Source organism: Rhizobium sp. BK181 (assembly GCF_014193305.1).
Taxonomy (GTDB): domain Bacteria; phylum Pseudomonadota; class Alphaproteobacteria; order Rhizobiales; family Rhizobiaceae; genus Rhizobium.
Window position 1 is genome coordinate 137,179 of sequence record NZ_JACHZA010000001.1, and the last position, 23,069, is coordinate 160,247.

The 23,069-nt window shown below is 60.0% G+C and carries 26 protein-coding genes; 18 read left to right on the forward strand and 8 right to left on the reverse strand.

What is annotated here, in order from left to right; translation table 11 throughout:
- Positions 1-8 precede the first annotated feature (8 nt).
- Entirely contained in the window at positions 9-1,625 is a 1,617-nt protein-coding gene (gene cimA, locus FHT77_RS00690) for a citramalate synthase (RefSeq protein ID WP_183751604.1), read from the forward strand.
- Positions 1,626-1,628: 3 nt separating this feature from the next.
- Here the strand turns inward: cimA and FHT77_RS00695 are convergent, their stop codons facing one another.
- On the reverse strand, positions 1,629-2,495 hold the full coding sequence (locus FHT77_RS00695; RefSeq protein WP_183751606.1) for a protein-L-isoaspartate O-methyltransferase: 867 nt from the start codon (positions 2,493-2,495) through the stop codon (positions 1,629-1,631).
- Between the two features lie 105 nt (positions 2,496-2,600).
- On the opposite strand from FHT77_RS00695, the gene rarD reads away from it, so the two are divergent.
- On the forward strand, positions 2,601-3,515 hold the full coding sequence (gene rarD, locus FHT77_RS00700) for an EamA family transporter RarD (RefSeq protein WP_183751608.1): 915 nt from the start codon (positions 2,601-2,603) through the stop codon (positions 3,513-3,515).
- Between the two features lie 84 nt (positions 3,516-3,599).
- On the opposite strand, the gene FHT77_RS00705 is transcribed toward rarD, so the two are convergent.
- Positions 3,600-4,226, reverse strand: coding sequence for a TIGR00730 family Rossman fold protein (locus FHT77_RS00705; RefSeq protein WP_183751610.1), 627 nt, complete (start codon positions 4,224-4,226; stop codon positions 3,600-3,602).
- Between the two features lie 155 nt (positions 4,227-4,381).
- On the opposite strand from FHT77_RS00705, the gene FHT77_RS00710 reads away from it, so the two are divergent.
- The 5 genes from FHT77_RS00710 (at position 4,382) to FHT77_RS00730 (ending at position 10,453) form a co-directional block, all read left to right on the forward strand.
- Positions 4,382-6,379, forward strand: a complete 1,998-nt coding sequence (locus FHT77_RS00710; protein WP_183751612.1) for a LysM peptidoglycan-binding domain-containing protein — start codon at positions 4,382-4,384, stop codon at positions 6,377-6,379.
- Between the two features lie 203 nt (positions 6,380-6,582).
- Entirely contained in the window at positions 6,583-8,460 is a 1,878-nt protein-coding gene (locus tag FHT77_RS00715) for an ABCB family ABC transporter ATP-binding protein/permease (protein WP_183751614.1), read from the forward strand.
- Between the two features lie 128 nt (positions 8,461-8,588).
- Positions 8,589-9,287, forward strand: a complete 699-nt coding sequence (locus FHT77_RS00720; RefSeq protein WP_016553405.1) for a phosphatidylserine decarboxylase — start codon at positions 8,589-8,591, stop codon at positions 9,285-9,287.
- Positions 9,288-9,304: 17 nt separating this feature from the next.
- Complete coding sequence (gene pssA / locus FHT77_RS00725) at positions 9,305-10,153, forward strand: CDP-diacylglycerol--serine O-phosphatidyltransferase (protein WP_114712176.1); 849 nt, start codon at positions 9,305-9,307, stop codon at positions 10,151-10,153.
- A 159-nt stretch (positions 10,154-10,312) separates the two neighbouring features.
- A complete protein-coding gene (locus tag FHT77_RS00730; RefSeq protein WP_183751616.1) occupies positions 10,313-10,453 on the forward strand; it encodes a hypothetical protein in 141 nt (46 codons plus the stop codon).
- Positions 10,454-10,576: 123 nt separating this feature from the next.
- On the opposite strand, the gene FHT77_RS00735 is transcribed toward FHT77_RS00730, so the two are convergent.
- The 3 genes from FHT77_RS00735 to FHT77_RS00745 are packed head-to-tail and all read right to left on the reverse strand — an operon-like array spanning position 10,577 to position 12,365.
- Positions 10,577-11,200, reverse strand: coding sequence for a LysE/ArgO family amino acid transporter (locus FHT77_RS00735; RefSeq protein ID WP_183751618.1), 624 nt, complete (start codon positions 11,198-11,200; stop codon positions 10,577-10,579).
- A 38-nt stretch (positions 11,201-11,238) separates the two neighbouring features.
- On the reverse strand, positions 11,239-12,003 hold the full coding sequence (locus tag FHT77_RS00740; RefSeq protein ID WP_183751620.1) for an SOS response-associated peptidase: 765 nt from the start codon (positions 12,001-12,003) through the stop codon (positions 11,239-11,241).
- Positions 12,004-12,044: 41 nt separating this feature from the next.
- Positions 12,045-12,365: a YnfA family protein gene (locus tag FHT77_RS00745; RefSeq protein WP_183751622.1), complete on the reverse strand. Its 321-nt coding sequence runs from the start codon at positions 12,363-12,365 to the stop codon at positions 12,045-12,047.
- Between the two features lie 87 nt (positions 12,366-12,452).
- On the opposite strand from FHT77_RS00745, the gene FHT77_RS00750 reads away from it, so the two are divergent.
- The 8 genes from FHT77_RS00750 (at position 12,453) to FHT77_RS00785 (ending at position 17,129) form a co-directional block, all read left to right on the forward strand.
- Positions 12,453-12,872, forward strand: coding sequence for an NUDIX domain-containing protein (locus FHT77_RS00750; RefSeq protein ID WP_183751624.1), 420 nt, complete (start codon positions 12,453-12,455; stop codon positions 12,870-12,872).
- A gap of 60 nt (positions 12,873-12,932) precedes the next feature.
- Complete coding sequence (locus FHT77_RS00755; protein WP_114712504.1) at positions 12,933-13,364, forward strand: TIGR02301 family protein; 432 nt, start codon at positions 12,933-12,935, stop codon at positions 13,362-13,364.
- 100 nt (positions 13,365-13,464) lie between these two features.
- A complete protein-coding gene (locus FHT77_RS00760) occupies positions 13,465-13,722 on the forward strand; it encodes a hypothetical protein (protein ID WP_114712503.1) in 258 nt (85 codons plus the stop codon).
- Between the two features lie 17 nt (positions 13,723-13,739).
- Positions 13,740-14,486: a hypothetical protein gene (locus FHT77_RS00765; protein WP_183751626.1), complete on the forward strand. Its 747-nt coding sequence runs from the start codon at positions 13,740-13,742 to the stop codon at positions 14,484-14,486.
- Between the two features lie 62 nt (positions 14,487-14,548).
- Positions 14,549-15,382, forward strand: a complete 834-nt coding sequence (locus FHT77_RS00770; RefSeq protein WP_183751628.1) for a folate-binding protein YgfZ — start codon at positions 14,549-14,551, stop codon at positions 15,380-15,382.
- Positions 15,379-15,984 carry a YfbR-like 5'-deoxynucleotidase gene (locus FHT77_RS00775; RefSeq protein WP_183751630.1) on the forward strand — a complete coding sequence of 202 codons (606 nt, stop codon included), beginning with the start codon at positions 15,379-15,381 and terminating at the stop codon, positions 15,982-15,984. The genes FHT77_RS00770 and FHT77_RS00775 overlap by 4 nt, the downstream gene beginning before the upstream one ends.
- A complete protein-coding gene (locus FHT77_RS00780) occupies positions 15,981-16,517 on the forward strand; it encodes a tyrosine phosphatase family protein (RefSeq protein WP_183751632.1) in 537 nt (178 codons plus the stop codon). The genes FHT77_RS00775 and FHT77_RS00780 overlap by 4 nt, the downstream gene beginning before the upstream one ends.
- Before the next feature lie 36 nt (positions 16,518-16,553).
- The gene (locus tag FHT77_RS00785; protein WP_183751634.1) at positions 16,554-17,129 is read left to right on the forward strand and encodes a hypothetical protein; all 576 of its coding nucleotides are present in this window, start codon (positions 16,554-16,556) and stop codon (positions 17,127-17,129) included.
- A gap of 11 nt (positions 17,130-17,140) precedes the next feature.
- Here the strand turns inward: FHT77_RS00785 and FHT77_RS00790 are convergent, their stop codons facing one another.
- Positions 17,141-17,656: a superoxide dismutase family protein gene (locus tag FHT77_RS00790; protein ID WP_183751636.1), complete on the reverse strand. Its 516-nt coding sequence runs from the start codon at positions 17,654-17,656 to the stop codon at positions 17,141-17,143.
- Between the two features lie 123 nt (positions 17,657-17,779).
- Positions 17,780-18,088, reverse strand: a complete 309-nt coding sequence (locus FHT77_RS00795) for a hypothetical protein (protein WP_183751638.1) — start codon at positions 18,086-18,088, stop codon at positions 17,780-17,782.
- A 457-nt stretch (positions 18,089-18,545) separates the two neighbouring features.
- Between FHT77_RS00795 and FHT77_RS00800 the strand changes: the two genes are divergently transcribed.
- The 3 genes from FHT77_RS00800 to FHT77_RS00810 all read left to right on the forward strand — a co-directional run bounded on the left by FHT77_RS00800 (position 18,546) and on the right by FHT77_RS00810 (position 22,002).
- Positions 18,546-20,423 (forward strand): putative bifunctional diguanylate cyclase/phosphodiesterase, encoded by a 1,878-nt coding sequence (locus tag FHT77_RS00800; protein ID WP_183751640.1) that lies wholly within the window; start codon positions 18,546-18,548, stop codon positions 20,421-20,423.
- A 70-nt stretch (positions 20,424-20,493) separates the two neighbouring features.
- Positions 20,494-21,138 (forward strand): HD domain-containing protein, encoded by a 645-nt coding sequence (locus FHT77_RS00805; protein WP_183751642.1) that lies wholly within the window; start codon positions 20,494-20,496, stop codon positions 21,136-21,138.
- Positions 21,139-21,147: 9 nt separating this feature from the next.
- A complete protein-coding gene (locus FHT77_RS00810) occupies positions 21,148-22,002 on the forward strand; it encodes an MOSC domain-containing protein (protein WP_183751644.1) in 855 nt (284 codons plus the stop codon).
- Here the strand turns inward: FHT77_RS00810 and FHT77_RS00815 are convergent.
- Entirely contained in the window at positions 21,999-23,000 is a 1,002-nt protein-coding gene (locus FHT77_RS00815) for an aldo/keto reductase (protein ID WP_183751646.1), read from the reverse strand. The genes FHT77_RS00810 and FHT77_RS00815 overlap by 4 nt on opposite strands.
- Positions 23,001-23,069 lie beyond the last annotated feature (69 nt).

Here is a 23,069-nt window from a genome sequence, read left to right on the forward strand (position 1 = left end):
CCACCATCATGACTCGCGAAAAGATCTACCTCTTCGACACGACGCTCCGCGACGGGCAGCAGACGCCCGGCATCGACTTCTCCGTCGAGGACAAGATTGCGATTGCGAGCATGCTGGATGAGTTCGGCCTTGATTATGTCGAAGGTGGCTATCCCGGCGCCAATCCGACCGATACCGCTTTTTTCAGTGAGAAGCGCACGACACAGGCTCGCTTCGTTGCCTTCGGGATGACGAAGCGCGCGGGCATCTCGGCTTCGAACGATCCCGGCCTGGCCAGCCTGCTGCAGGCCAAGAGCGACGCAATCTGTTTTGTCGCCAAGAGCTGGGATTACCACGTAAAGGTAGCGCTCGGCTGTACCAACGAGGAAAACCTCGAAAGCATTGCCGAAAGCGTCAAGGCCTGCGTCGCCGCCGGCAAGGAAGCCATGGTCGATTGCGAGCATTTCTTCGACGGCTACAAGGCAAATCCCGCGTATGCTATCGACTGTGCAAAGACGGCTTACGAAGCGGGTGCGCGCTGGGTCGTGCTCTGCGATACCAATGGCGGAACTCAGCCGCCGGAGATCCGTGCGATCATCGAGGCGCTAGTCGCCGCTGGCGTTCCGGGACACTGTCTCGGGATTCATGCCCATAACGATACCGGCCAGGCGGTGGCCAATTCGCTCGCGGCTGTGGAGGCCGGTGTGCGCCAGATCCAGGGCACGTTGAACGGGATCGGTGAGCGCTGCGGCAATGCCAATCTCGTGACTCTGATCCCGACGTTGGCGCTCAAGGAAACCTACGCGCAACGCTTCGAGACTACGATCGACAACGACCGGCTGACCAACCTGACGCGCCTTTCGCATGCGTTCGACGAGCTTCTGAACCGCTCGCCCGATCACCAGATGCCGTATGTGGGCGCCTCAGCCTTCGCGACCAAGGCCGGTATCCACGCTTCGGCACTGCTGAAAGATCCGCGCACCTACGAACACGTGACACCTGAAAGCGTCGGCAATTTCCGCAAGGTCATGGTCTCCGACCAGGGCGGCAAGGCGAACTTCATCAACGCCTTGAAGCGGCGTGGCATCGAGGTCGGCAAGGACGACCCGAAGCTCGACCATCTTATTGCGCTGGTCAAGGATCGCGAGGCGTCCGGCTATGCCTACGAAGGCGCCGATGCGAGCTTCGAGCTTCTGGCCCGCCGCACACTCGGAACCATCCCGGAATTTTTCTCGGTCGATGGCTTCCGCGTCATGGTCGAGCGCCGCTTCGATTCCCACGGCCGTGTGAAGATCGTCTCGGAAGCGGTCGTGAAGATCGTCATTGACGGGCAAACGATCATGTCGGTTGCCGAAGGCGACGGTCCGGTCAACGCGCTTGACCTCGCGCTGCGCAAGGATTTTGGCAAGTACCAACACGAAATCGACGATCTTGTGCTGGCGGACTTCAAGGTGCGTATCCTCAACGGCGGTACCGAAGCCATAACCCGCGTTCTGATCGAGTCCACGGACAGCGACGGCGTTCGCTGGTGGACGGTCGGCGTCTCCGAGAACATCATCGACGCGTCGTTCCAGGCGCTGATGGATTCGGTGATCTACAAGCTGATGAAGAACCGCCAGCTGGCCGGCAAGATTGCCGCCGAGTAGGTTTCACGCACCGAAGACAAGGCCCCAATCGACTTCTGAATACCATTCCTTGCCCTGTCGCGGGCCTTTCCAGCGAAGCGCGCGAACCTGATCCATGCCACCCTTGTAGAAGGCGGCTTCCAGCCGCCTGTAGCTATCGAGCGCGCGCTTCACGGCTTCTCCCCAGACAAACGCAACTGGGCAGAGATACTCGGCTGCGTAACCATGTTCCTCGCGCCGGAACAGGAAGAATCCGGCATAGGAAGCAAGCCCCGTCGGCCCTCTCGCGTCGACATCGGGAACACCGAGCGGCAGGATGAGCCGGCCACCGACACGCAACCGCTCCACCCAGGCGTCAACGAGAAAGTGGATGGCGAAATTCACGTAGACGGCGTCTGTGGGCTCGCGCGGCCATTCGAGCCCGTCGCCGTGGACGACACGAACGTTCGGATAGCCGCCGAGATTTTCTTCTGCCCGCGTCGCCAGCTCGGCATCAAACTCCACGGCGGTCACATGGCCGCTACTGCCAACGAGCAGAGACAGGATCGCGGTATAGTAACCGCTGCCAGCGCCTACGTGGCAAACGGTGTCCCCCTCGCGGAGCGCCAGCTTGTGTATCCCCCGGGCGTGAAGGCTCGGGCTACCATTATTGATGTGCCGCTGATGCTGAAGCGCAAACAGTGCATCCTGATACACAGCTGCGGGATCGTCCGAGGCAATGTCGACATAACCGCCCCACCCCGCCATTTTCCACGGCGGCGGTCCAAGAAACCGCTCGCGCGGCACTGTCGCAAAGGCTCGCAGCAACGCCTCGTCACTGAGCACGCCTTCCTTCGAAAGCACCTGGGTGGCAAATGCCCTGCGGCTGTTCGCAAGAGCCTCGTCGTCCATGGTCCTCACCAGCGTGAAGGCCGGCATCCATTCACCGAAATGAATTGGCCTATTCACGTCCGTTAGGTTAAGCGGGTCCGTAAAGAACAAATATGGAAACACTCGATGTCCGCCAATGCAAGCGCTCCGGTCGCCAAGAATGAAGACAGTCCACGCGGCTTCGCCTTTGCACTAACGGCCTATCTCCTCTGGGGTTTCCTGCCGATCTACATGAAGGCCGTGGCCCATATTTCTCCGGCCGAGGTCATCGCGCATCGCATTCTCTGGTCGCTGCCGCTGGCAGGCCTCGTGCTCATCGTGCTCGGCCGTACGCAGGACATCCGCACGGCCTTGCGGTCGCCGCGGATGCTGGCGATGGCCGCTCTGACCGCATCGCTGATCACGGTGAACTGGGGAACCTATGTCTGGGCGATCGGCACCGGCCATTCGCTCGACGCCGCACTCGGCTACTTCATCAATCCGCTGTTCAGCATCTTCCTCGGCGCCGTCGTGCTGAAGGAGCGGCTGCAACCACTACAGATCGCGGCCATCGTGCTCGCCGGTCTTGCGGTGGTTGTACTGGCACTCGATAGCGGCGGCCTACCGTGGGTGTCGCTGACGCTGACGATCTCCTGGGGTCTATACGCGCTGTTCCGCAAGACCTTGCCGCTTGGTCCGAACCAGGGCTTCTTTCTTGAAGTGCTGATCCTCAGCATTCCGGCATTCTTCTACATACTCTATCTCGAGCTTGGTACGGGCGAAGGGCACCTCTACCGCACGGGTCTGGCGGATACGGTGCTGTTGCTCGGCTGCGGTGTCGTCACCGCCGTGCCGCTCATGATCTACGCGAACGGCGCCAAGCTGCTGCGTCTATCGACGATTGGGATCATGCAGTACATCGCGCCGACGATGATCTTCCTCATCGCGATCTTCATTTTCCACGAGCCGCTCGGCACGGCGCGCATGATCGCCTTCCCGCTGATCTGGGCCGGCCTCGTTCTCTATAGCTGGGCGATGCTGCGCGGCAGCAGGGAGCGCTAAGGGGCGGCCGAACGGACGAGCGAACCAAAATACCGTTCTAACGTCAGAATCGACGGGACGCTGGCCCCTCGCCCCGGTGGCGCCCTACATTTTTGAGATCACCGCATCTTCGCCGTCGCGATCGACAGAGGCGATCTCGGCAGCTTGCGCCATGATGCCGGGGATGATTTCCGAAATATCGTCGATGACGAGCGGTTGAACGCGATGGGCGGTGTGAACGAAGCCTTCGTCCGTCATATGCCGCAACAGCTCCATCATCGGATCCCAGAAGCCGCCGATGTTGGCGAATACCATCGGCTTCTCATGCCGGCCGAGCTGTGCCCATGTCATGATCTCGACGATCTCCTCCAGCGTGCCTATGCCGCCGGGCAGCGCCACGAATGCGTCCGAACGCTCGAACATCGCATGTTTGCGCGTATGCATGTCAGGGGTTACAATCAACTCATTGAGCTGGCCGAGGGAATGGCGCGTAGCCTCCATGTCGATCAGGAACTCCGGAATGATCCCGGTTACCTGGCCCCCGTTCGAAAGCACGCCGCTCGCCACAGCCCCCATGATGCCTTTGGTGCCTCCGCCATAGATGAGGCGTAGGCCATACTCGGCGATTTCCTTACCCAGCGTACGGCCAGCGGCCATGTGGCGAGGATCGCTGCCCGGTCGCGAGCCGCAATAGACACAAATGGAGCGAATGGAATGAGATTGATCTGTCATACGGGCAAACAACTATTCTCTCTGGCTCCAGTCAAGAAAAATGACGGAAAACCTGTCTCTTACATTTGCCCGGCTACTTTGACTGCTTGTGCAAAGCAGCGGGAATCGCTAGCAATTTTAGGAAGTCCGGCAAGATTGCCGCCTGGGGAGACGTGATGATGAGAAACCGTGCCGGCTTGCTGGCTCTTGCAGTGCTTGTAGTCGCAATTCTTTTGATGGTATTTTTCGTCATGCCCCGCATCGGCGGAGACGCCGCAAAAGTTGGTGACGCAATCAACGAGGCCGGCTCCGAGGTGAAGAAGACGGTCACCGAATCCGCAAAGACATCCCGCCCCGCAGCTCCAGACGACGCCGCCACGACACAGACAGTCGGGCGCCTTGCTTCGGAAGCGGGCCAGTCGATCTCGGAACTTAAGGCGCTCTTTGCTGATGGCAAGGGCCCGACCCAGGAAGTTTTCGAAGCAGCTAAATCGAAGGCGGCCACGTCTCTCCAGACTCTTGCAGATCTCGCGATCCCGGATGGCACGAATCCGGTCACGGCGGCTGCCGCCACCAAGGCCAAGGATGGCGCCGCCAAGGCTCTGACCATCATCAAGGCCTTGCCGGAAAACACTGCCGATGCGGCAATGGCGGTTGCAAAAGCTGAGGCGACGCTGACCGGCTCCACGGAAACTGGCACGGCGGCGAGCGAGCCGTCGCCGGCGGCTACCCCGACCGAAAATGCGAGCAACCTTCCGACGTTCGACGTGCTACGCGTCGAGCCGGACGGTTCTACCGTCATAGCCGGCTCGGCCGAGCCGAACAGCAAGCTTGAAATCGTCGACGGCGACAAGGTCGTCACCACCACCAACGTCGGCCCGACCGGCGATTTTGCTGCGGTGCTGGACAATCCGCTTGCCGCCGGCGATCATCAACTCGTCCTCCGAGCCACCGGCAAGGACGGCAAAGCGTCGACATCTGAAGAGGTTGCCACCGTTTCCGTTCCGAAGGACGGCAAGAGCTCCGAACTGCTGGCGATGGTCTCCAAACCAGGAACTGCGAGCCGCATCATCACGGCACCCAAGCCAGACGCCCAGATTGCCTCCAATGGCAATGTTGCGCCGTCGGATCAGCCTGCAGCTCCGGCCCAGACACCGAGTTCGACAGATGTTGCGAATGCGCCAGCAGCTGCCGGTGCACAACCCGGCCCTGCTGCGGCCGCTGATGTCATGGTCAACGCCGTCGAGATAGAAGGCGATAAGATCTTTGTCGCTGGCATGGCAAAGCCGTTGGCAAATGTGATTGCCTACGCGGACGACAAGATGATCGGCAAGGCAAAGGCCGGTCCAGATGGTCATTTCGTCGTCGATGGCGTCATGCCGCTTTCCGTCGGCGATCACAAGATTCGCGTCGACGTGCTCGATGACGCCGGCAAGGTCGCTGTTCGCGCCTCCGTCAATTTCAACCGTCCGGAAGGAAATCAGGTGACGGTTGCGGCGCAGGGCGCCGGCTCAACACCCGCAGCTTTACCCGCGACGGTGCCACTCGATGAAAGCGCACTTGGAAAGCTGAAAAGCGACGCCGCCAAGGCCTTCTCTCTGCTGAGCGGACTTTTCGCTGACGGCAAGATACCGGGAGCGGAGCAGCTGGCCGCCGCCCGCTCCGCCAACGAGTTCGCCCTGCGCGCCATCACAGAATTCCGCCCCGCAGCCGATGCGACTACCGAATTCAAGCAGCAGGCGTCCACCGCAGCGCAGACCGCTGCAGGGGCACTGAAGACGGTACAGGCCCTACCGAAGGATGCGAAATCGGTTGGCGCTGCGTTGGCCCAGCTCGGTGCTGATATCGCGCAATTGACGAGCCCTGCGCTGGTGCCAAGTGCGCCCGCGACGAACGAAGTCGCAAGCGGTCAGGGCGAGCCGACGACGATCGAGCAGGCGCCGCTTGCTCCGAGCAACGAGACAGTCATTATCCGCCGCGGCGATACGCTCTGGCAAATTTCTCGGCGTATCTACGGCGCCGGCGTTCGCTATACGACCATCTACGTCGCCAACGAGGACAAGATCACCAACCCGGACCGTATCCTGCCGGGCCAGATCTTCGGGCTTCCGAAGGATGCCCTGCCTAACGCAGAAGAGCTTCACCGGAAGCGGATGTCCGGCGAACATCTCTAGTACGCTGATACAATAAAAAGAGCGGCCGGACGGAGATCACGTCCGGCCGCTCTTTTCCTCTGGCGTCGATCTGTTGTATTGCTCCCGCCAACCCCTATATGGCGGTGACGACGATCATGTCCGGCGAAGCCTTTCGGCATTTCCGCCGCTCCCAAATTTGTCGGCAACGCAGCGCCATCAGCGCCTTTCGGCGGGAGATTCGCATGGCAAACGGCAAAACAGTCTCTGATTCCAACCTGCTGCGGACGCTGTTCAATCTCTGGCCCTACATGTGGCCGACCGGTCGTACCGATCTCAAGATGCGCGTCGTCTGGGCGTCGGTCTATCTGCTTGTCTCCAAGTTCGTCCTGCTGCTCGTTCCCTATTTCTTCAAGTGGTCTACGGATGCGCTGAACGGCAGGATGGACCTCGCCGGGAAAGTGCCGGACCTTTTCGTCGGGGCGACGGCGTTAGTGATCGCCTACAACGTCACGCGCCTCCTTCAACTCGGTCTGAACCAGTTACGCGATGCGCTCTTTGCCAGCGTCGGACAACACGCCGTCCGGCAGTTGGCCTACAAGACGTTCGTGCACATGCACGAACTGTCACTGCGCTTTCACCTGGAACGAAAGACCGGTGGATTGTCGCGGGTCATCGAGCGGGGCACGAAAGGGATCGAGACCATCGTCCGCTTCACGATCCTCAACTCCGTTCCGACACTGATCGAATTCCTGCTGACCGCCATCATCTTCTGGTGGGGCTATGGGTTTTCCTACCTCGCCGTCACCGCGTTCACAGTCTGGGCCTACATCTGGTTCACGATCCGGGCCAGCGACTGGCGCATCGCCATCCGCCGCACGATGAACGACAGCGACACCGACGCCAACACCAAGGCGATCGACTCTCTCCTCAACTTCGAGACGGTCAAGTACTTCGGCAACGAGGAGATGGAGGCCCGGCGCTTCGACAGGTCGATGGAGCGCTATGAGAAAGCGGCGACTGACGTCTGGACCTCGCTCGGCTGGCTGAACTTCGGCCAGGGCGTAATCTTCGGTCTGGGAACGACCGTCATGTTGATCCTGTCGGCCCTCGCGGTCCAACGCGGCGAGCAGACAGTCGGCGATTTCGTCTTCGTTAACGCAATGTTGCTGCAGCTCTCCGTCCCGCTGAACTTCATTGGCTTCGTCTATCGCGAAATCCGCCAGGGGCTGACCGACATCGAGCAGATGTTCGATCTCCTTGAAGTCAAGGCCGAGGTGAAAGACGCACCCGATGCCGCCCCCCTGGATATTAAGCAAGGCGCCATCTCCTTCAAGGACGTGCATTTTTCCTACGACCCCGCCCGACCGATCCTCAAAGGCATTTCCTTCGAGGTGCCGGCCGGCAAGACTGTGGCAGTTGTCGGCCCGTCTGGGGCGGGAAAATCGACATTGTCGCGTCTGCTCTATCGTTTCTACGATATCCAGAGCGGTTCGGTCTCCGTTGACGGCCAGGATGTCAGGGCGGTGACGCAGAAGAGCTTGCGATCGGCGATCGGCATGGTTCCGCAGGATACCGTCCTTTTCAACGATACGGTTGCCTACAACATCCGCTACGGTCGCCCATCCGCCAGCGACGCAGAGGTAAAGACTGCCGCCGAAATCGCGCAGATCGCTCACTTCATCGATCTGTTGCCGGAAGGCTTTGACACCAAGGTCGGCGAGCGCGGCCTGAAGCTGTCCGGCGGCGAAAAGCAGCGCGTCGCAATCGCGCGAACGGTCCTGAAGGCGCCACCGATTCTCATCCTCGACGAGGCCACTTCCGCCCTAGACACCACGACCGAGCGAGACATCCAGACCGCGCTCGATGTGGTATCGAAGAACCGCACGACGCTGGTCATCGCCCACCGCCTGTCGACAGTCATCGGCGCCGACGAGATCATCGTTCTGAAGAGCGGCGAGATTGCTGAACGCGGCACCCACGCAGAACTCCTTCAAAAGAATGGCCTATACGCCTCGATGTGGAACCGACAGCGTGAGGCCACGCAGGCCGAAGAGCACCTGAAGCAGGTCCGCGAAAATGACGATCTGGGTATCGTGAACAGGCTTGCGCCCGCGAATTAGCCCGGCAATTCGGCTGCCCTACTGTCGAGAATCCCGTCATGGCTGTGGGTCACGGAGGCACAGCATTGCCCCGGCCGCGGTTTCCTTGTAACCAGCGGTGAGAAAAGAACGCTAGGAGCGCGGTATAGATGAGCTTGTTCAATACGGTACGCAACACCATCGTCCCGGTGCACAAGGAAGGTTATCCCTTCATCGCCGCGTTCTTCGTCGCATCGCTGGTTTTGGGATGGATCTTCAAGCCGCTGTTCTGGATCGGTCTGATCCTGACGCTTTGGTGCGCCTATTTCTTCCGTGACCCCGAGAGAATGACGCCTCAGGACGACGATCTCGTCATCTCCCCGGCTGATGGCAAGGTTTCATCCGTCCAGATGGTCGTACCGCCGGTCGAGCTGAATCTCGGCAGCGAGCCGATGCTGCGCATCTCGGTGTTCATGAACGTCTTCAACTGCCACGTGAACCGCTCGCCGGTGCGTGGCCGGATCGTCAGCGTGAACTACCGGTCGGGCAGCTTCGTGAACGCCGAGCTCGACAAGGCGAGCGAAGACAACGAACGCAACGGTCTTGTCATCGAAACCAAGCATGGCCAGATCGGCGTCGTGCAGATTGCCGGCCTTGTTGCCCGACGCATCCTTTGCTGGGCAAACCCGAACGACCCGCTGGATGCCGGCGAACGCTTTGGCCTTATTCGCTTCGGTTCGCGTCTCGACGTATTCCTGCCGGCAGGCGCGGCGCCCCGGGTGACGCTCGGCCAGACGGCAATCGCCGGAGAAACCGTGCTGGCCGAATTCGGCTCGGCCAAGGGTCCGGTCGTCAGCCGTCGAAGCTAACAGCACTGGAGAGCGACATGGAAACGCCCTTCCCGCCCTTCGAACCGAACGGCCCGCCGGATGATTCGGGTCGCGGACCACGGCTTCGCGAAATTCCGTTTCGCCTTATCATTCCGAATCTCATCACGATTCTGGCGATCTGCGCCGGTCTGACCGGCATCCGCCTCGCCTTCGAGAACCGATACGAGCTGGCGGTCGGCATGGTGCTTCTTGCCGCGTTCCTCGATGGGATCGATGGGCGAGTAGCGCGCCTTATGAAGGCAACGTCGAAGTTCGGCGCACAAATGGACTCGCTGGCCGATATCGTGAACTTCGGCGTCGCGCCGGCACTTGTCGTCTATGTCTTTGCGCTCGATCAGGCCCGCTCGATCGGCTGGATCGCCGCCTTGATCTATTCCATCGCCGCAGGCCTTCGTCTGGCGCGCTTCAACGTCATGGCCGAGCGTGAGAACAAGGCATCGTGGCAGTCGGAGTATTTCGTCGGCGTGCCCGCGCCGGCCGGCGCGATGCTCGTGCTGTTGCCGGTCTACCTCGGCTTCCTCGGCCTCACGACGGATCGCACCTTCGCCTATCTCTCCTCCGCCTATACCGTGCTGATCGCCTTCCTGCTCATCAGCCGCCTGCCGGTCTGGTCCGGCAAATCAGAAGGCAGCAGGCTGCGGCGTGATCTCGTGCTGCCGGTCATGCTTGGCGTCGTTCTATACGTCGCCCTGCTGTCGAGCTTCACCTGGGAAGTCATGGTCGTGACCGCGGTGCTTTACCTTTGCACGCTGCCGTTCGGCGCCCGCAAATGGAAGCGCAAATACGGCACGCTGACGATCGAGGAACCCGGCGTCGGCGAAGACGATATCGGACGCCACATCTGACACTTTCCCGCGCTCCTTGCGGACGTAGGCCTGACTCAAGCCTCGCGAATTATGCATTGGATTCATAATTCCTGATGTGCGGCGCCTCGATTTTGTCGCTATTGCAGGCAAAAGAGCAATAAATATAAGAGTCTAGGGACAGCACGTGAGGAGAGTATTGTGACCCCGAAGAAGACAAGCGTCGAACAGCCGGCAAAGTCGGACCTCAGCGCTAACTACCGCCCGCTCGGCCTGAAGGCCGTCCTTGCGGCCGCCCTGATGCTCAAGAGCAAGCCGCCGCTCGTCAAGAAGCTCGCCTAGCGATCGAAGCCGCCATAGCGGCAGACAACGACAGCCCAGAGCGGGCTTTTATTTCCGTCATCGAATTGAAATTGCAGCGCGCGTCTGATGACGCGCGACTGGTTGCTACTGCTTGCCGGAAGCCTAGGTCGGGTGGAAGAAGCGGACGAGCAGACTTATTGCCAGCAGTCCCATGACAATGCCGATGATGACGTCAAGAACCCGCCAGGCGGCTGGCTTTGCAAAGATCGGCTGCAACAGCCGAGCGCCGTAGCCCAAACCGAAAAACCAGATGAAAGACGCGGTCGCGGCGCCGATGCCAAAGGCGATGCGATCCACTCCGTTGTAGGCGGCGGACAGGCTGCCGATCAGGACGACCATATCGAGGTAGACATGCGGGTTTAGGAACGTGAAGGTCAGGCAGGTTGCGACGGCTGCCTTCAGACCCAGTGGTCTCGGAGAATCAGCCTGCATTGCGCCCGGGTGAAAGGCCCTGCGAAATGCCACCACGGCGTATGAACCGAGGAAGATCGCCCCCCCTATCGTCACGACTGAGAGCAGAATTGGCGATTGAGCAACGAGGGTGCCTAGCCCGCCAACGCCGGCCGCAATCAGCGCTGCATCCGACAGTGCGCAGATGAGGCACAAGATGAAAACATGCGACCGGAGCAGACCCTGGCGCAGGATGAATGCGTTCTGCGCTCCGATCGCGATGATGAGCGAGGCGCCAAGGAAGAAGCCGGCAAGTGCGGCCGAGATGGAGATCATGGAATGTTCCGGAAAAATGATGCGGTGGGATTATCGGATTAGAAGAAGCTGAGCTGGCCGTCGTCCGGCTTTTTCTTTTCGGGCCGCGACAGCGCCTTTTCCACGCTCACCCTGTCCTGCAGATCAGCGCCCATATTGGCGACTTTGTTGACCTTGTCGGAAACGGGGATTGCCTCGAAAAAATCCTCCTGAACCGGCCTCATCAGGTCGGCAATGTCGCGCGGTTCTTGCGTCTTGCAATCCAACCAGCGGGAAAAGTCTTCGGGTTTGATGATGACGGGCATGCGGTCATGGATCGGAGCGATCGCCGCATTCGCCGCAGTCGTCAGGATCGCGCCGGTATCGACTTCCGAACCGTCGGCAGAGGACCACGTCTCCATCAGGCCCGCGAAGGCGACGACACCGCCGCGGCGCGGCCTGATCCAGTAGGCCTGGGACTTCTCGCCGCTCGCCTTGCTCGGGCGATGCCATTCGTAAAAGCCGGAGGCAGGGACGAGGACGCGCCGGTGGCGCATGGCGGCACGAAAGGAGGCCTTGCCGATCGCAGTTTCGGCGCGGGCATTGATCAGCAGCGGAAACTGCTTCGGATCTTTCACCCAGCCGGGCGTAAAGCCCCAGCGCACGAGCACCGCGCGCCGTTCCGGAAGATTGCTGCCCTTTTCGCGGGTTTCATCCGAGACGACTACGAGGACGGGTTGGGTCGGGGCGATGTTGTAGCGCGCGGGAAAGTCCTCGAGATCCATGATCCCGAGGATTTCCTTCAATTCTTCAGGGGATACCGTCAGCGCGTAGCGTCCACACATAGGAGTGTCTTTGCACTCCGATCCGCTGCGGTCAAGGTTCCTCAGCTGCGCGGCGCGAACAGGATCATGGCGGTGCCGCAGAGGCAGACGAGTGCACCACCGATGTCCCAGCGGTCGGGGACACGGTTTTCCACAATCCACAGCCAGATCAGCGAAGCTACTATATAGATGCCACCATAAGCGGCGAAGGTGCGGCCAGCGGCCTCACTTGGCACGAAGGTAAGGAGCCATGCAAAGAGCGCCAGAGACACCATGCCCGGCGCTAGCCACCAGGCGGGCTTTGCCATCCGCAGCCATGCCCAGAAGGCAAAACAACCGGCAATCTCGAACACTGCAGCAGCGGCATAGATGATATAGGTCACGACAGCTCCTTCGAATCGCCGAGTTCACTATCCGGTGGAACGGCGGCGGCGCCAAGCAAGCCAACACAAGATCGACGTGGCATCCTCATGAGTTCAATTCCGAAGGCCGCATCCTCGGCTATCCTCCAGCGTGGAGACCGCTTCTTGCTCGTGCTCCGGCGCAATCCGCCGTCGGCCGACATGTATGCGTTCCCCGGCGGACGGGCTGAGCCCGGCGAGACGCCCGAGGAAGCTGCCTTGCGCGAACTCGAGGAGGAAACCGGCATAACAGCTCACAGCCCTGAGCTCTTCGCGACATACGATCTGAAGACACATGCCGCCGACGGTGCTGTCGTCAGCCACTTCTTTCTGTCGGTATTTCGCGTCGAGGCCGACGGGGCCGCCATCGCAACCGCAGCCGACGATGCGGCTGCTATCGGCTGGTTCACCGTTGAGGAAATCCGCCGGCTGCCAGCGCCGCAAAGCGTGCTGGAATGTGCCGAACGGCTGGCATCCGGTGGTGAATAAGACAGTGGAAATTCTTGGCCGCGCCTTGTTCCCGTCACGGTCAGAGTATCAACTATGAGCATGATTCCCGTTCGACGCGTGTTCTTGTCTCTTGCACTATGCGCAAGCGCCGCCCTACCCGCTCCCGTATGGGCACAGGGTCCAACGCCGACAGTGTTGCCGGAGGAAAATGCGCCAAAAACGGTCACCGTTCCCTACGACGACAAGCTTTCGCGGCTTGCCGAAGTATTGGGGTCGGTTCACTACCTGAGAACTCTCTGCAAGGCGGAAAACAGCGGCGAGTGGCGGGCGCGAATGCAGCAATTGCTTGATTCAGAGGCCAAGGACGAGCCGCAACGCAAGGAACAACTCACTGCCGCGTTCAATCGCGGCTACCGTGCTTTTGCGTCCGTTTATACGGATTGCACGCAGGCAGCCATCGTGGCAGAAGAGCGATACCGTAACGAAGGTGCAACACTTGCCACAGAAATTACGTCGCGGTTCGGAAATTAACGGTTAATTAACCTCTTTTCACTGGCGGCCGTGTCGTTTTGGGAAAAGGCTGATAAGGTTGTTAACTACGCAGTAAGGCATGCAGTTTGAGGAAATGACAATGGAACCAAGCCTCAATGACATCGACGACATGATCGTTCATGAGAAGACTCAGGCGGCCTTGGAGTACCATAACGAAGCCTGGGCCGATGGCATGGCAGACGGGATCGAACCCGAGATCATTGCCGATACAGCAATCATCCATGCACTACGTGAAACCATTCGACTTCATGGCGAAAACAGTGCGGAAGCGCTATTGGAATCCCTACGCGAGCGCATGCTCGCCGGCGAGTTTTCTCCGACCCGCACCCTGCAATAACGATCACAGAGAGTTTCATGCATTCCGCTAGGGACAATGCTTCGCGGCCCGCGATCGTGCCGCTTTTGCTTGCAATCGGCCTTAGCGCCAGCAGCTTTCTGACCGGGACGTCAGCCCTGGCACTTTCCGAACTGCAAAAGACTCAAGGACAAACTGAACAGAGCGCTCCCGGGCAAGGCGGCGACAAGCCGGCGCCCTCTCCGACCGCGCCCGGCGTGCCGATGCCCGACCCGTTGGTCAACTCGCAGGCCGGCCAAGGCAACGACAAGACGCCCGGCGCTCAGGACAACTCCAAGCCTGTCGAGGTCATCTACGATATCAGCAAGGTTCCTGAGCCCGTTCGCAAGATGCGGGAACAGATCGTCGAGGCTGCCGCTTCCGGCGATCTCGAGCGGCTGCGTCCCCTGCTCGGCACTGGTGCCACGCAGACACAGGTAACGGTCGGCGAGCCGACGGACGACCCGATCAGCGCGCTGAAAGACCTGTCGGGTGATCCCGAAGGTGATGAGATCCTGGCGATCATGCTTGACGTCATCTCAACCGGCTTTGTCCACGTGGGTCAGGGTACGGCTGACGAGATGTACGTCTGGCCCTACTTCGCCGAAAAGGATCTGAAGGCTCTTACGCCTCCCGAGCGTGTTGAATTGCTGCGAATCGTGACGGCCGGCGACCTTTCCGACATGCAGGAATTCGGCGGCTATAATTTCTATCGGCTGGGCATCACTCCCGACGGCAAGTGGAAGTATTTCACCGCCGGCGACTGAGACTTGCGATCCCCTCAACGAAGACATACTTCTGAGCGATAACGAACGCGACAGGTGCCGCCATGCCAGCCGTATTTCTGAAAAACCGCTCGCTCGTTCGGGTCGGCGGCTCGGAGGCTCAATCCTTCCTGCAGAACCTGATCACCACGGATATCGCCACACTTCCGACTGAAGAGGCGCGGCCGGGCGCGCTGTTGACCCCTCAGGGCAAGATCCTGTTCGACTTCATGATCTGGCGGGACGGCGATGGGTTCGTCCTGGAGACCGACGACCATCAGCGGGACGCGCTGCTTAAGCGGCTGACGATGTACAAGCTCAGGGCAGCCGTCGACCTATCGACCGCCGGCGAAGGTGTCACCGTTTCCTGGGAGGGCGAAAGCAAGGGGCCTGTCGACGGCCGCTTTGCCAAGGTCGGTCTTTCGCTCGTTCGGCAGCCGGGGCAGCACGGAATTGATGACCTCGACGCCTACCACGCCATGCGTATTGCGAACGGAATCGCCGAGTCGGGACAGGACTATGCACTTCAGGACGCATTCCCGCACGATGTGCTGATGGATTTCAACGGTGGCCTGTCCTTCAAGAAGGGCTGCTATGTCGGCCAGGAGGTCGTCTCGCGCATGCAGCATCGTGGAACTGCGCGCCGTCGCGTTGTCACGGTGAAGGCCGAGGCGACGCTGCCACCTTCCGGCACGGAGATCACCGCTGCCGGCAAACCGGTCGGCACGCTTGGGTCGGTCGTGGGGAACGGCGGCCTTGCGATCGTTCGTATCGACCGTGCGGGAGAAGCCATGGCTGCCGAAACGCCACTGCTCGCAGGCGACATCCCCGTAACCCTGGAACTGCCCGCCTGGACCGGGCTGACATTTCCGTCAACGGCGGACGAGGCCAGCGCGTGACGGTAAAGGCGCCGCGCGCGTGGCAGCGCATGCTTTCCGGCCGCCGGCTCGATCTGCTCGACCCTTCACCACTCGACGTTGAGGTCAGCGACATCGCGCATGGGCTCGCACGCGTTGCCCGCTGGAATGGACAGACGTCGGGAGACCATGCCTTTTCCGTCGCCCAGCATTGCCTTGTCGTGGAGGATATCTTCCGTCGGCTGAACGACACGACAGCCGATCAATGCCTGATGGCGCTGCTCCACGATGCACCCGAATATGTCATCGGCGACATGATTTCGCCGTTCAAATCGGTCGTCGGCGGCGGATATAAGGCCGTCGAGAAGCGCCTGGAGGCTGCGGTACACCTTCGCTTTGGCCTACCACCCCACCCGACACGCGAACTCAAGGAGAGGATCAAGAAGGCCGACACCATCGCCGCCTACTTCGAAGCAACACAGCTTGCCGGGTTCACGGCGGCTGAGGCGCAGAAGTTCTTCGGCCAACCGCGCGGGATCACGAAAGACATGCTTCTAATGACACCGCTCCCGGCTGTCGAGGCGCAGCGCCTCTTTTGCGAGCGCTTCGAGACGATCGAGGCCATGCGGGGCAGCAAAGCATGACCACGATCGTTGTCGCTCCGCTGACCCGGATCGCCGAGATGGCGGTCAGGCACGGCGCGCGTGAGATGATCAGCCTGATGGCGAAGGAGCAGGCCTTTCACCGCCCTGCGGTGATCCAGGCGCACCGGCACTTACTCCTCAACATGAACGACATCGCCTTCAAGGGAACCGGAAACCTTGTCGCGCCGGATGAAACCCATGTACGGCAGATCATCGATTTCACCCGTGATTGGGATCGGGTTGCGCCGCTGCTGATCCATTGCTGGATGGGCGTCTCCCGATCGCCCGCGGCAGCCTTGATTGCCGCGCTCTCCGTATTTCCGGAGCAAGAGGACATGGTGCTCGTTCGCCGGCTTCGCACTGCCTCGCCCTTTGCCACACCGAATACACGGCTGGTTCAGATTGGTGACGACGTGCTCGGACGACGGGGACAGCTCGTGGACGCGGTTCGTTCCATCGGCAGAGGCGCGGACGCGGATGGAAACGCGCCTTTCGCACTCACTTTGAACGACCAAACCGCCGGAACGTTTTGAGTCGATACCGGTTAACCCTCTAGAAGAGGTTGATCGATGCCGCTGCAGAACTATCGCGATACGTTTATAAGCTGCTTGGCCACTCTCAAGAGCCTGACAAGCGCGTCGGATGAATATGTCCGTTTTCGCTGGCAGGCGATCTATCTCACGCGGGACCGATTTTCCTATTTTTTCCGAGGGGATCTCGATGGTGTCAAGACGAGCTTCTTTGGCCAGCAGATGGACGTGACAAACGGCGCCATCAGCTCGGTTCCGACACGTTCGATCGCCCTCTATGGAGCGACATTCGGTTTGAACGAGACTATCACGGTCTACGATGGGCCTCAGAGATCAGTCATCGACGTTGCGCATGCATTCAGCGAAGAAGGCGTTGAAGATTACCAAGCCGAGTTCTTCTACGTGAAGATGAGCTTGCTGCACGCGACCGATGACAGCCGAGCGGGATTGGGCGATGATCCCCTTCTGCGTGAGAATACCAATATCATATTCGTGGGGCTCGAAGATCGCGCGACTGCCGATCTGCTCGAAGGGAGCGGCGTCGGGCGATTGATGGCGACTGACAAGCCTATGGTATCAAGCGATTGGTATGCCGAGCGATATTACTATCGCTGAGTCGGTACGAACTACTTGATGACGCCACAGGCGAGGCGCTCGCCTGCGTCTCCTGCAGGCTGGCTGCGATAATCATCGGAATTGGAGTGAACGATAAGAGCTCGACCGCGAATGCCATCCGTCTTGCCGTCGAGGGTGACCATGCTGTCAAAAATTTGCGCCCGTAGAACACCGTCCTGGTCCACATACTGGTTCGGCATGTCTCCGGCATGAGGTCCTTTTGCGGATAACAAGCCGTGTTCGGCATTGGTGGGATTGAAGTGTTTTCCGGCTGACTCGTGATGGCCGGCAGCATCACAATTGCCGGTCTCGTGGACGTGGAAGGCAACCCATTTGTTGGCGGGCAGTTCAGTCACCTCTACTTCTATCAGCACACCGCCGTTTGCCGCGGTCGTCAGCGTCGCCCGGCCGCTTGCTTTCCCGTCCTTGTCAACAAAGTCGGCGGTAGCAGTTTGCTTCTCCTGAGCCATTGCCACCGACGAGATGCATATGAACGCCAGAGCGGCGATCGAGAGTGTTGTTTTCATTGGAGCTTCCTTCCGTGCATCGTCGTTTCCAACGTGTGAGGCACGAAGCTGTTCCTGAAACGGCGACAAAGAAAAAGCCGGCCTTAGCGGCCGGCTCTGCAAATTTCAGCCTGCACAGCGTAATCAGATGTCGAGATCATACTGACCGTAGGTGCTCTTATAGAGATCGGATGAAGCGCTCTGCTGGGACTGCGGATAAAAGTTGACGCTACCGCTCTCGCGCGTGCCCATCATGAACGCAAGCACGCTATCCGACAGCTTGGGCGCGAATTCCTGGCTGCCGCCTTCTTCGCCGAGCTGCTTCAGAATGCCCGGCTTCTCATCAGCCGCCCGCTCGCCGCGGCTCAACACGCCATCGCCGTTTGTGTCCAGCCGCGACAATGTCGCAAGGTATGCGTAGGACGTATCACTAACCGATGAAACTTGGCTCATACAAACCTCCACTCACCGCCGTTTCGGTGATGTTTGTACGCAATACGAAATGGGGAAATTGAAAGACTAAGCGGTCGTTAAACTGATTTGCGCACTGCGTCAATAAGCTGTTAACACACCATTAACTATGATTGACAAAGTGTGATCTTCGAGCATCGGTTGCCCGGGCCCTACGTTCAATTCGCCTGGTTCTGAAGGCAATACGACAACATCCACCCAAATATAGTGCCCACGATATATTCGTTTGCGGTGCAATAGAATTTTAATGCGACCGAGGGATTATCTCCTCCACGGTGCGCTGCGCCACGTGAGTTTTTAAATTGCCCAGACAATAGTTTTTCGATTGCTTCAAAAGGTTCTTTCATGTCTGACGCGCAGCGTCGCAATTGCAGGCTAGTAGGCGACTCTCAGGATTCCGCTCAAGGGCTTTTCTCTCCCGAAATCGAGATTGCCGCAAATGGATGCTGAGACCCTCTTCCGGCAGCAATGGGCGAGCGCTGTCGGCGGGGACGGCTCTGCAAACGCCGAGCGTCTGGTGGATCTCGTTGTCGAGACGTATCGGCTGCAGGCAGGAAAAGCGCGGGCGACCGAGCATCGATTTCAGCGGCTGAGCCACGACACCGACAGACTGAAAGGCACGCTTGCCGAAACGACGGCAAAACTCGCGGAACAGCGACGCCTCTTTCAGATCGTACTCGACAACCTGCCAGAAGGGCTGAGCGTCTTTGACGCAGAACAACGCCTGATCGTCTGCAACACGCGCTTCCGACAGCTTTTCGGGTTCAGCGCTGATGACGCATCGCCCGGGGCCTCCATGGGATGGCTGATTGGGAAGGTTCGCGGCACCGAGCGAGTTGAGCAAAAGGTTTCCCGTTTGCGTGACGCCAGCCCGCAGGGCGGACACATCCGTCACCGCGAATGGATGATGGATGACGGACGGACGATCCGGAGCGTTATCACCGTTCTGCCCGATGGCAGCAACATTTCCATCCACGCAGACATCACCGAGGAGCGCCGGGCGGCCGAACGGATCGCCTACCTTGCTCATCACGATCCGCTGACTGGGCTTCCAAACCGCATCAGCCTCAGGGAACGCATCGACGCAGCACTGCTCGGCCGCAAACCGGACGAACAGATCGCACTCGTACACCTCAATCTTGACCGCTTCAAATCGATCAACAACACCCTCGGCGTTTCGGCCGGAGACAAGATCCTGCGGCAGGTCGCCGAGCGCATCCGCATGTCGGCAGGCGCCGGCAACGTCTTGGCGCGCCTCGGCTCCGACGAATTCGCGATTTTGCAATCCGGCCGCCAGCAGCCATGGAATGTCACGGCTCTTGCCGATCAAATCCGGCGGGAACTGTCAGAACCGTTCTTCCGCGGCGAGAAGGCCGTCGAGCTCAGCGTGTCGATGGGTATCGCCATCAGTTCACAAGACGGAACGGAGACCGATATCCTGCTGAAGCATGCCGGGGTCGCACTGTCGCACGCCAAGAGCAGCGGCGGAAAGGGCGAGCGCTTTTTCACCGCCGACATGGAAGCGCAAATCGAGGCGCGGCATGCACTGGAAGCGGATTTGCGAAAGGCCGTCGAGCGCGAGGAATTCGAGCTCCACTATCAGCCGCTCTACGACCTCAGCCAGCAACGTATCTGCGGGTTCGAGGCGCTCGTGCGGTGGAACCACCCGACGCGCGGTCGGGTGCCGCCGCTGGAATTCATCCCCCTCGCCGAAGAGGTCGGTCTCGTGGTCGACATTGGCCGCTGGGTGCTGCGCCGCGCGTGCCGCGATGCCGTTTACTGGCCTGAGGATATCAAGGTCGCGGTCAACGTATCGGCCATTCAATTCACGGACAGTGACCTGCCAAGCGACGTCGCGGCAGCCCTTGCTGAAGCCGGGCTTGCGGCCGGTCGCTTGGAAATCGAGATCACCGAAAGCGTGCTAATGGAAAATCTCGATGAGGCTCTGCCGATCCTGCACGTGCTCAAGCAAAGCGGCATTCGCATCGGCATGGACGATTTCGGCACCGGCTATTCGTCCCTCAGCTATCTCCGGCGGTTTCCCTTCGACAAGATCAAGATCGACAAGTCGTTCGTCAACGGCATCGTCGAAGACAAGGAAGCCTTTGCGATCATGCGCGCCATCATTCTTCTAGGTGACGCGCTCGGCATGCGCGTAACGGTGGAGGGGGTAGAAACGGCCGAGCAAATGGCCTTACTTCGGTCTGAAGCGTGCGATGAAATCCAAGGCTATCACATCAGCCCGCCACGGCCTGCCGTTGAGGTTCCTTACCTGCTGTCACAGCTGCCGGAACACGAAAGGTTCAAGGCGAGCTGAACGGCAGCTCGTTGCGACTCTTGGTTCCGGCGGTTAAGGAAGGACACCATTCTTCCAACACGGTGATCCCATGTTCCAGGCCAAGGCCTTCGCTCCCTTTGATAAGCTTGCCAGCGAGCTCGTGGTCCACTCGTCAGAAGGCGACGACGGTTCGCATGACATTGCGCATGTGCTGCGGGTCTTCAAGAACGCAATGCGGATCCAGGCTCTCGAGGGTGGTGATGCGAGAATCCTTGCTGCCGCCGTCCTGCTGCATGACTGCGTCGCCGTGGAAAAGAACTCCCCTATGCGATCGAAGGCCTCTCTGCTGGCGGCAGAGAAGGCATCGGCCGTTCTCGCTGAGCTTGACTGGGACGGCGACGACATCGCAGCCGTGGCGCACGCCATTGTCACGCATAGCTTCTCGGCCAACGTTCCGCCAGAAACACTGGAGGCGAAAATACTGCAGGATGCCGACCGGCTGGATGCAATAGGTATGATCGGGGCTGGTCGCTGCTTCTACATCGGTGGCCGAATGTCATCGGCACTCTACGATCCATTCGATCCTTCCGGCAGCAATCGCCAACTGGACGACAAGCGCTTCGTCATCGACCACTTTCAGACCAAACTGTTCAAACTGGCCGATGGCTTTCAAACTAAGGCCGGACGCGCGCTTGCGGCAGAGCGCGATCAACGGCTACGCGACTTCCTCGCGGCATTCATGGACGAAATCTAGGAGCACTTGATGCGAATCACTGATCTTTTCATCTATCCGCTCAAGAGCACCCGAGGCATCGCGCTGGAGTCGTCGGAGATCGATGCATTTGGGCTTCCGGGCGACCGGCGTGCGATGATCACCGACAGGGACGGGCACTTCATCACGCAACGCGAATTGCCGGACCTCGCTCGCATCGGTGTTCAAGCCGGGCCTTCGCAGCTCCATCTCAGCATGGGCGACAAGCAGATGGTTGCGCCGATCCCTATGGCCGCGAAGCGGATGGATGTTTCTATCTGGAAGTCCATCGTCAATGCTGCCGTTGCCGACGACGCCAGCAATCACCAACTCTCGGAATGGCTTGGTCGAGATGTGAAGCTGGTCTTCTTCGATCAGGATGCCAAGCGTTCCGCCAGCGCAGAATGGGCCGGCGAAGGCGCGCCGGTCACGTTCGCCGATGGCTACCAGATCCTGGTGACGACAACCGGCTCCCTGCGGGCGCTGAATGCCGACCTTGAGACACACGGCGAAGGCCGCGTCGGCATGGAGCGGTTCCGGCCCAATATCGTGGTCGATACGGAAGAGGCTTGGAAGGAGGACCATTGGGCGGCGATCGAAATCGGCGGCATTCGTTTTGATCTGGTCAAACCCTGTGCGCGTTGCATCATGACGACGCAGGACCAATCGACCGGATCGCGCGACGTTCCGAATCCGATGCCGGCCATGGGTCGCATTCGGATGTCAGCGGACCGGCGCGTACCCGGCCCGCTCTTTGGTTGGAATGTCACCCCGCGCGGAACCGGCAGGATCACGGTTGGCGATACCGTCAGGGTTGTCGAAGAAAGACCCGAGGGTTGGACCTTCAAGGTGCGCAACCGCGCCTAAGTCCGAAGCTGAGCAAGAGTCTCGTCGATTTCCGTCATCACCGCAGCAGGTAGTGGGCCTTCGGCCAGCGCGCCGGCATTCTCTTCAACCTGGGCGACGGTTCGGAAGCCCGGGATCGGCAAAGTTCGGGACGAGCGCGCCCACAGCCACGCCAGCGCGCCCTGCGTGAGCGTTCGACCGCCCGACTTCAGCAGTTCGCGCACCGCCTCAAGTCTCGCGGCGAACTCCGGCGCGATGCGCCCATCCTTGAAATAGATCATCCAATCCAGGCTCGCTCCGCGAACATCCTTGTCACCGACCTTCGTGTCGGCGCTGAATTTTCCGCTGAGCAATCCCATCGCCAGCGGCCCGCGGTTGATCGAGATCAGTCCATGCCGCTCGATCACCGAGATCATATCCGGCACCGGCTCGAAGACGTTCATCGTGTGCTGGACAGAAACGAAGCCAGGACGCGCTGCATGTCGCGCAGCCCGATCGGGATAGTCGGTACTCCAGCCAAAGGCGTCGACCTTACCTTCACTGCGCAGTTTCTCCAGCGTTTCGAAGACGTCATCCGACTGCTCAAGCGGAAAGTCGTTCAAGTGGAACTGGAGCAGATCGAGACGATCCCTCTTCAGCCGACGCAGCGATGTTTCCGCCGACCGCCTGATAAAGTCGGCGTCGGCAAAGGCCCCAATTGCCTGCTTCGTCTCAGGATTGGTTGCGAAACCGAACTTGGTCGCAACGACAACGTCGCTGCGGTTGCCGATCGCCTCCCCAAGAACCTCCTCGGAATGCCCCGCGCCGTAGTTCGAGGCCGTATCAAAGAAACGAATGCCGAGCTCGATTGCACGATGAATGGCAGCGATGGATTCCTTGTCATCGACCTCGCCCCAGCCAAGCGGCGTATCGCCAGCATAGAACGGCCCTCCGATCGCCCAGCAGCCCATGCCCAATCGCGGGATTTCATTGCCGTTCCAAAGATTTATCGTGGTCGTCGTATCGGGTTTGGTCAGCATGGCCTACTCCTCCAATCGCTGGGCTGTATGCGATCGACATAGGAAGATGTCCGTGGCGCGTAAAGCGCC

What these genes read in the sequence shown, in the direction of transcription:
- cimA (WP_183751604.1), top strand. Translation starts at nt 9, where the DNA reads ATGACTCGCGAAAAGATCTACCTCTTCGACACGACGCTCCGCGACGGG.
- FHT77_RS00695 (WP_183751606.1), bottom strand. Translation starts at nt 2,495, where the DNA reads ATGGACGACGAGGCTCTTGCGAACAGCCGCAGGGCATTTGCCACCCAG.
- rarD (WP_183751608.1), top strand. Translation starts at nt 2,601, where the DNA reads ATGTCCGCCAATGCAAGCGCTCCGGTCGCCAAGAATGAAGACAGTCCA.
- FHT77_RS00705 (WP_183751610.1), bottom strand. Translation starts at nt 4,226, where the DNA reads ATGACAGATCAATCTCATTCCATTCGCTCCATTTGTGTCTATTGCGGC.
- FHT77_RS00710 (WP_183751612.1), top strand. Translation starts at nt 4,382, where the DNA reads ATGATGAGAAACCGTGCCGGCTTGCTGGCTCTTGCAGTGCTTGTAGTC.
- FHT77_RS00715 (WP_183751614.1), top strand. Translation starts at nt 6,583, where the DNA reads ATGGCAAACGGCAAAACAGTCTCTGATTCCAACCTGCTGCGGACGCTG.
- FHT77_RS00720 (WP_016553405.1), top strand. Translation starts at nt 8,589, where the DNA reads ATGAGCTTGTTCAATACGGTACGCAACACCATCGTCCCGGTGCACAAG.
- pssA (WP_114712176.1), top strand. Translation starts at nt 9,305, where the DNA reads ATGGAAACGCCCTTCCCGCCCTTCGAACCGAACGGCCCGCCGGATGAT.
- FHT77_RS00735 (WP_183751618.1), bottom strand. Translation starts at nt 11,200, where the DNA reads ATGATCTCCATCTCGGCCGCACTTGCCGGCTTCTTCCTTGGCGCCTCG.
- FHT77_RS00740 (WP_183751620.1), bottom strand. Translation starts at nt 12,003, where the DNA reads ATGTGTGGACGCTACGCGCTGACGGTATCCCCTGAAGAATTGAAGGAA.
- FHT77_RS00750 (WP_183751624.1), top strand. Translation starts at nt 12,453, where the DNA reads ATGAGTTCAATTCCGAAGGCCGCATCCTCGGCTATCCTCCAGCGTGGA.
- FHT77_RS00755 (WP_114712504.1), top strand. Translation starts at nt 12,933, where the DNA reads ATGATTCCCGTTCGACGCGTGTTCTTGTCTCTTGCACTATGCGCAAGC.
- FHT77_RS00760 (WP_114712503.1), top strand. Translation starts at nt 13,465, where the DNA reads ATGGAACCAAGCCTCAATGACATCGACGACATGATCGTTCATGAGAAG.
- FHT77_RS00765 (WP_183751626.1), top strand. Translation starts at nt 13,740, where the DNA reads ATGCATTCCGCTAGGGACAATGCTTCGCGGCCCGCGATCGTGCCGCTT.
- FHT77_RS00770 (WP_183751628.1), top strand. Translation starts at nt 14,549, where the DNA reads ATGCCAGCCGTATTTCTGAAAAACCGCTCGCTCGTTCGGGTCGGCGGC.
- FHT77_RS00780 (WP_183751632.1), top strand. Translation starts at nt 15,981, where the DNA reads ATGACCACGATCGTTGTCGCTCCGCTGACCCGGATCGCCGAGATGGCG.
- FHT77_RS00785 (WP_183751634.1), top strand. Translation starts at nt 16,554, where the DNA reads ATGCCGCTGCAGAACTATCGCGATACGTTTATAAGCTGCTTGGCCACT.
- FHT77_RS00790 (WP_183751636.1), bottom strand. Translation starts at nt 17,656, where the DNA reads ATGAAAACAACACTCTCGATCGCCGCTCTGGCGTTCATATGCATCTCG.
- FHT77_RS00795 (WP_183751638.1), bottom strand. Translation starts at nt 18,088, where the DNA reads ATGAGCCAAGTTTCATCGGTTAGTGATACGTCCTACGCATACCTTGCG.
- FHT77_RS00800 (WP_183751640.1), top strand. Translation starts at nt 18,546, where the DNA reads ATGGATGCTGAGACCCTCTTCCGGCAGCAATGGGCGAGCGCTGTCGGC.
- FHT77_RS00805 (WP_183751642.1), top strand. Translation starts at nt 20,494, where the DNA reads ATGTTCCAGGCCAAGGCCTTCGCTCCCTTTGATAAGCTTGCCAGCGAG.
- FHT77_RS00810 (WP_183751644.1), top strand. Translation starts at nt 21,148, where the DNA reads ATGCGAATCACTGATCTTTTCATCTATCCGCTCAAGAGCACCCGAGGC.
- FHT77_RS00815 (WP_183751646.1), bottom strand. Translation starts at nt 23,000, where the DNA reads ATGCTGACCAAACCCGATACGACGACCACGATAAATCTTTGGAACGGC.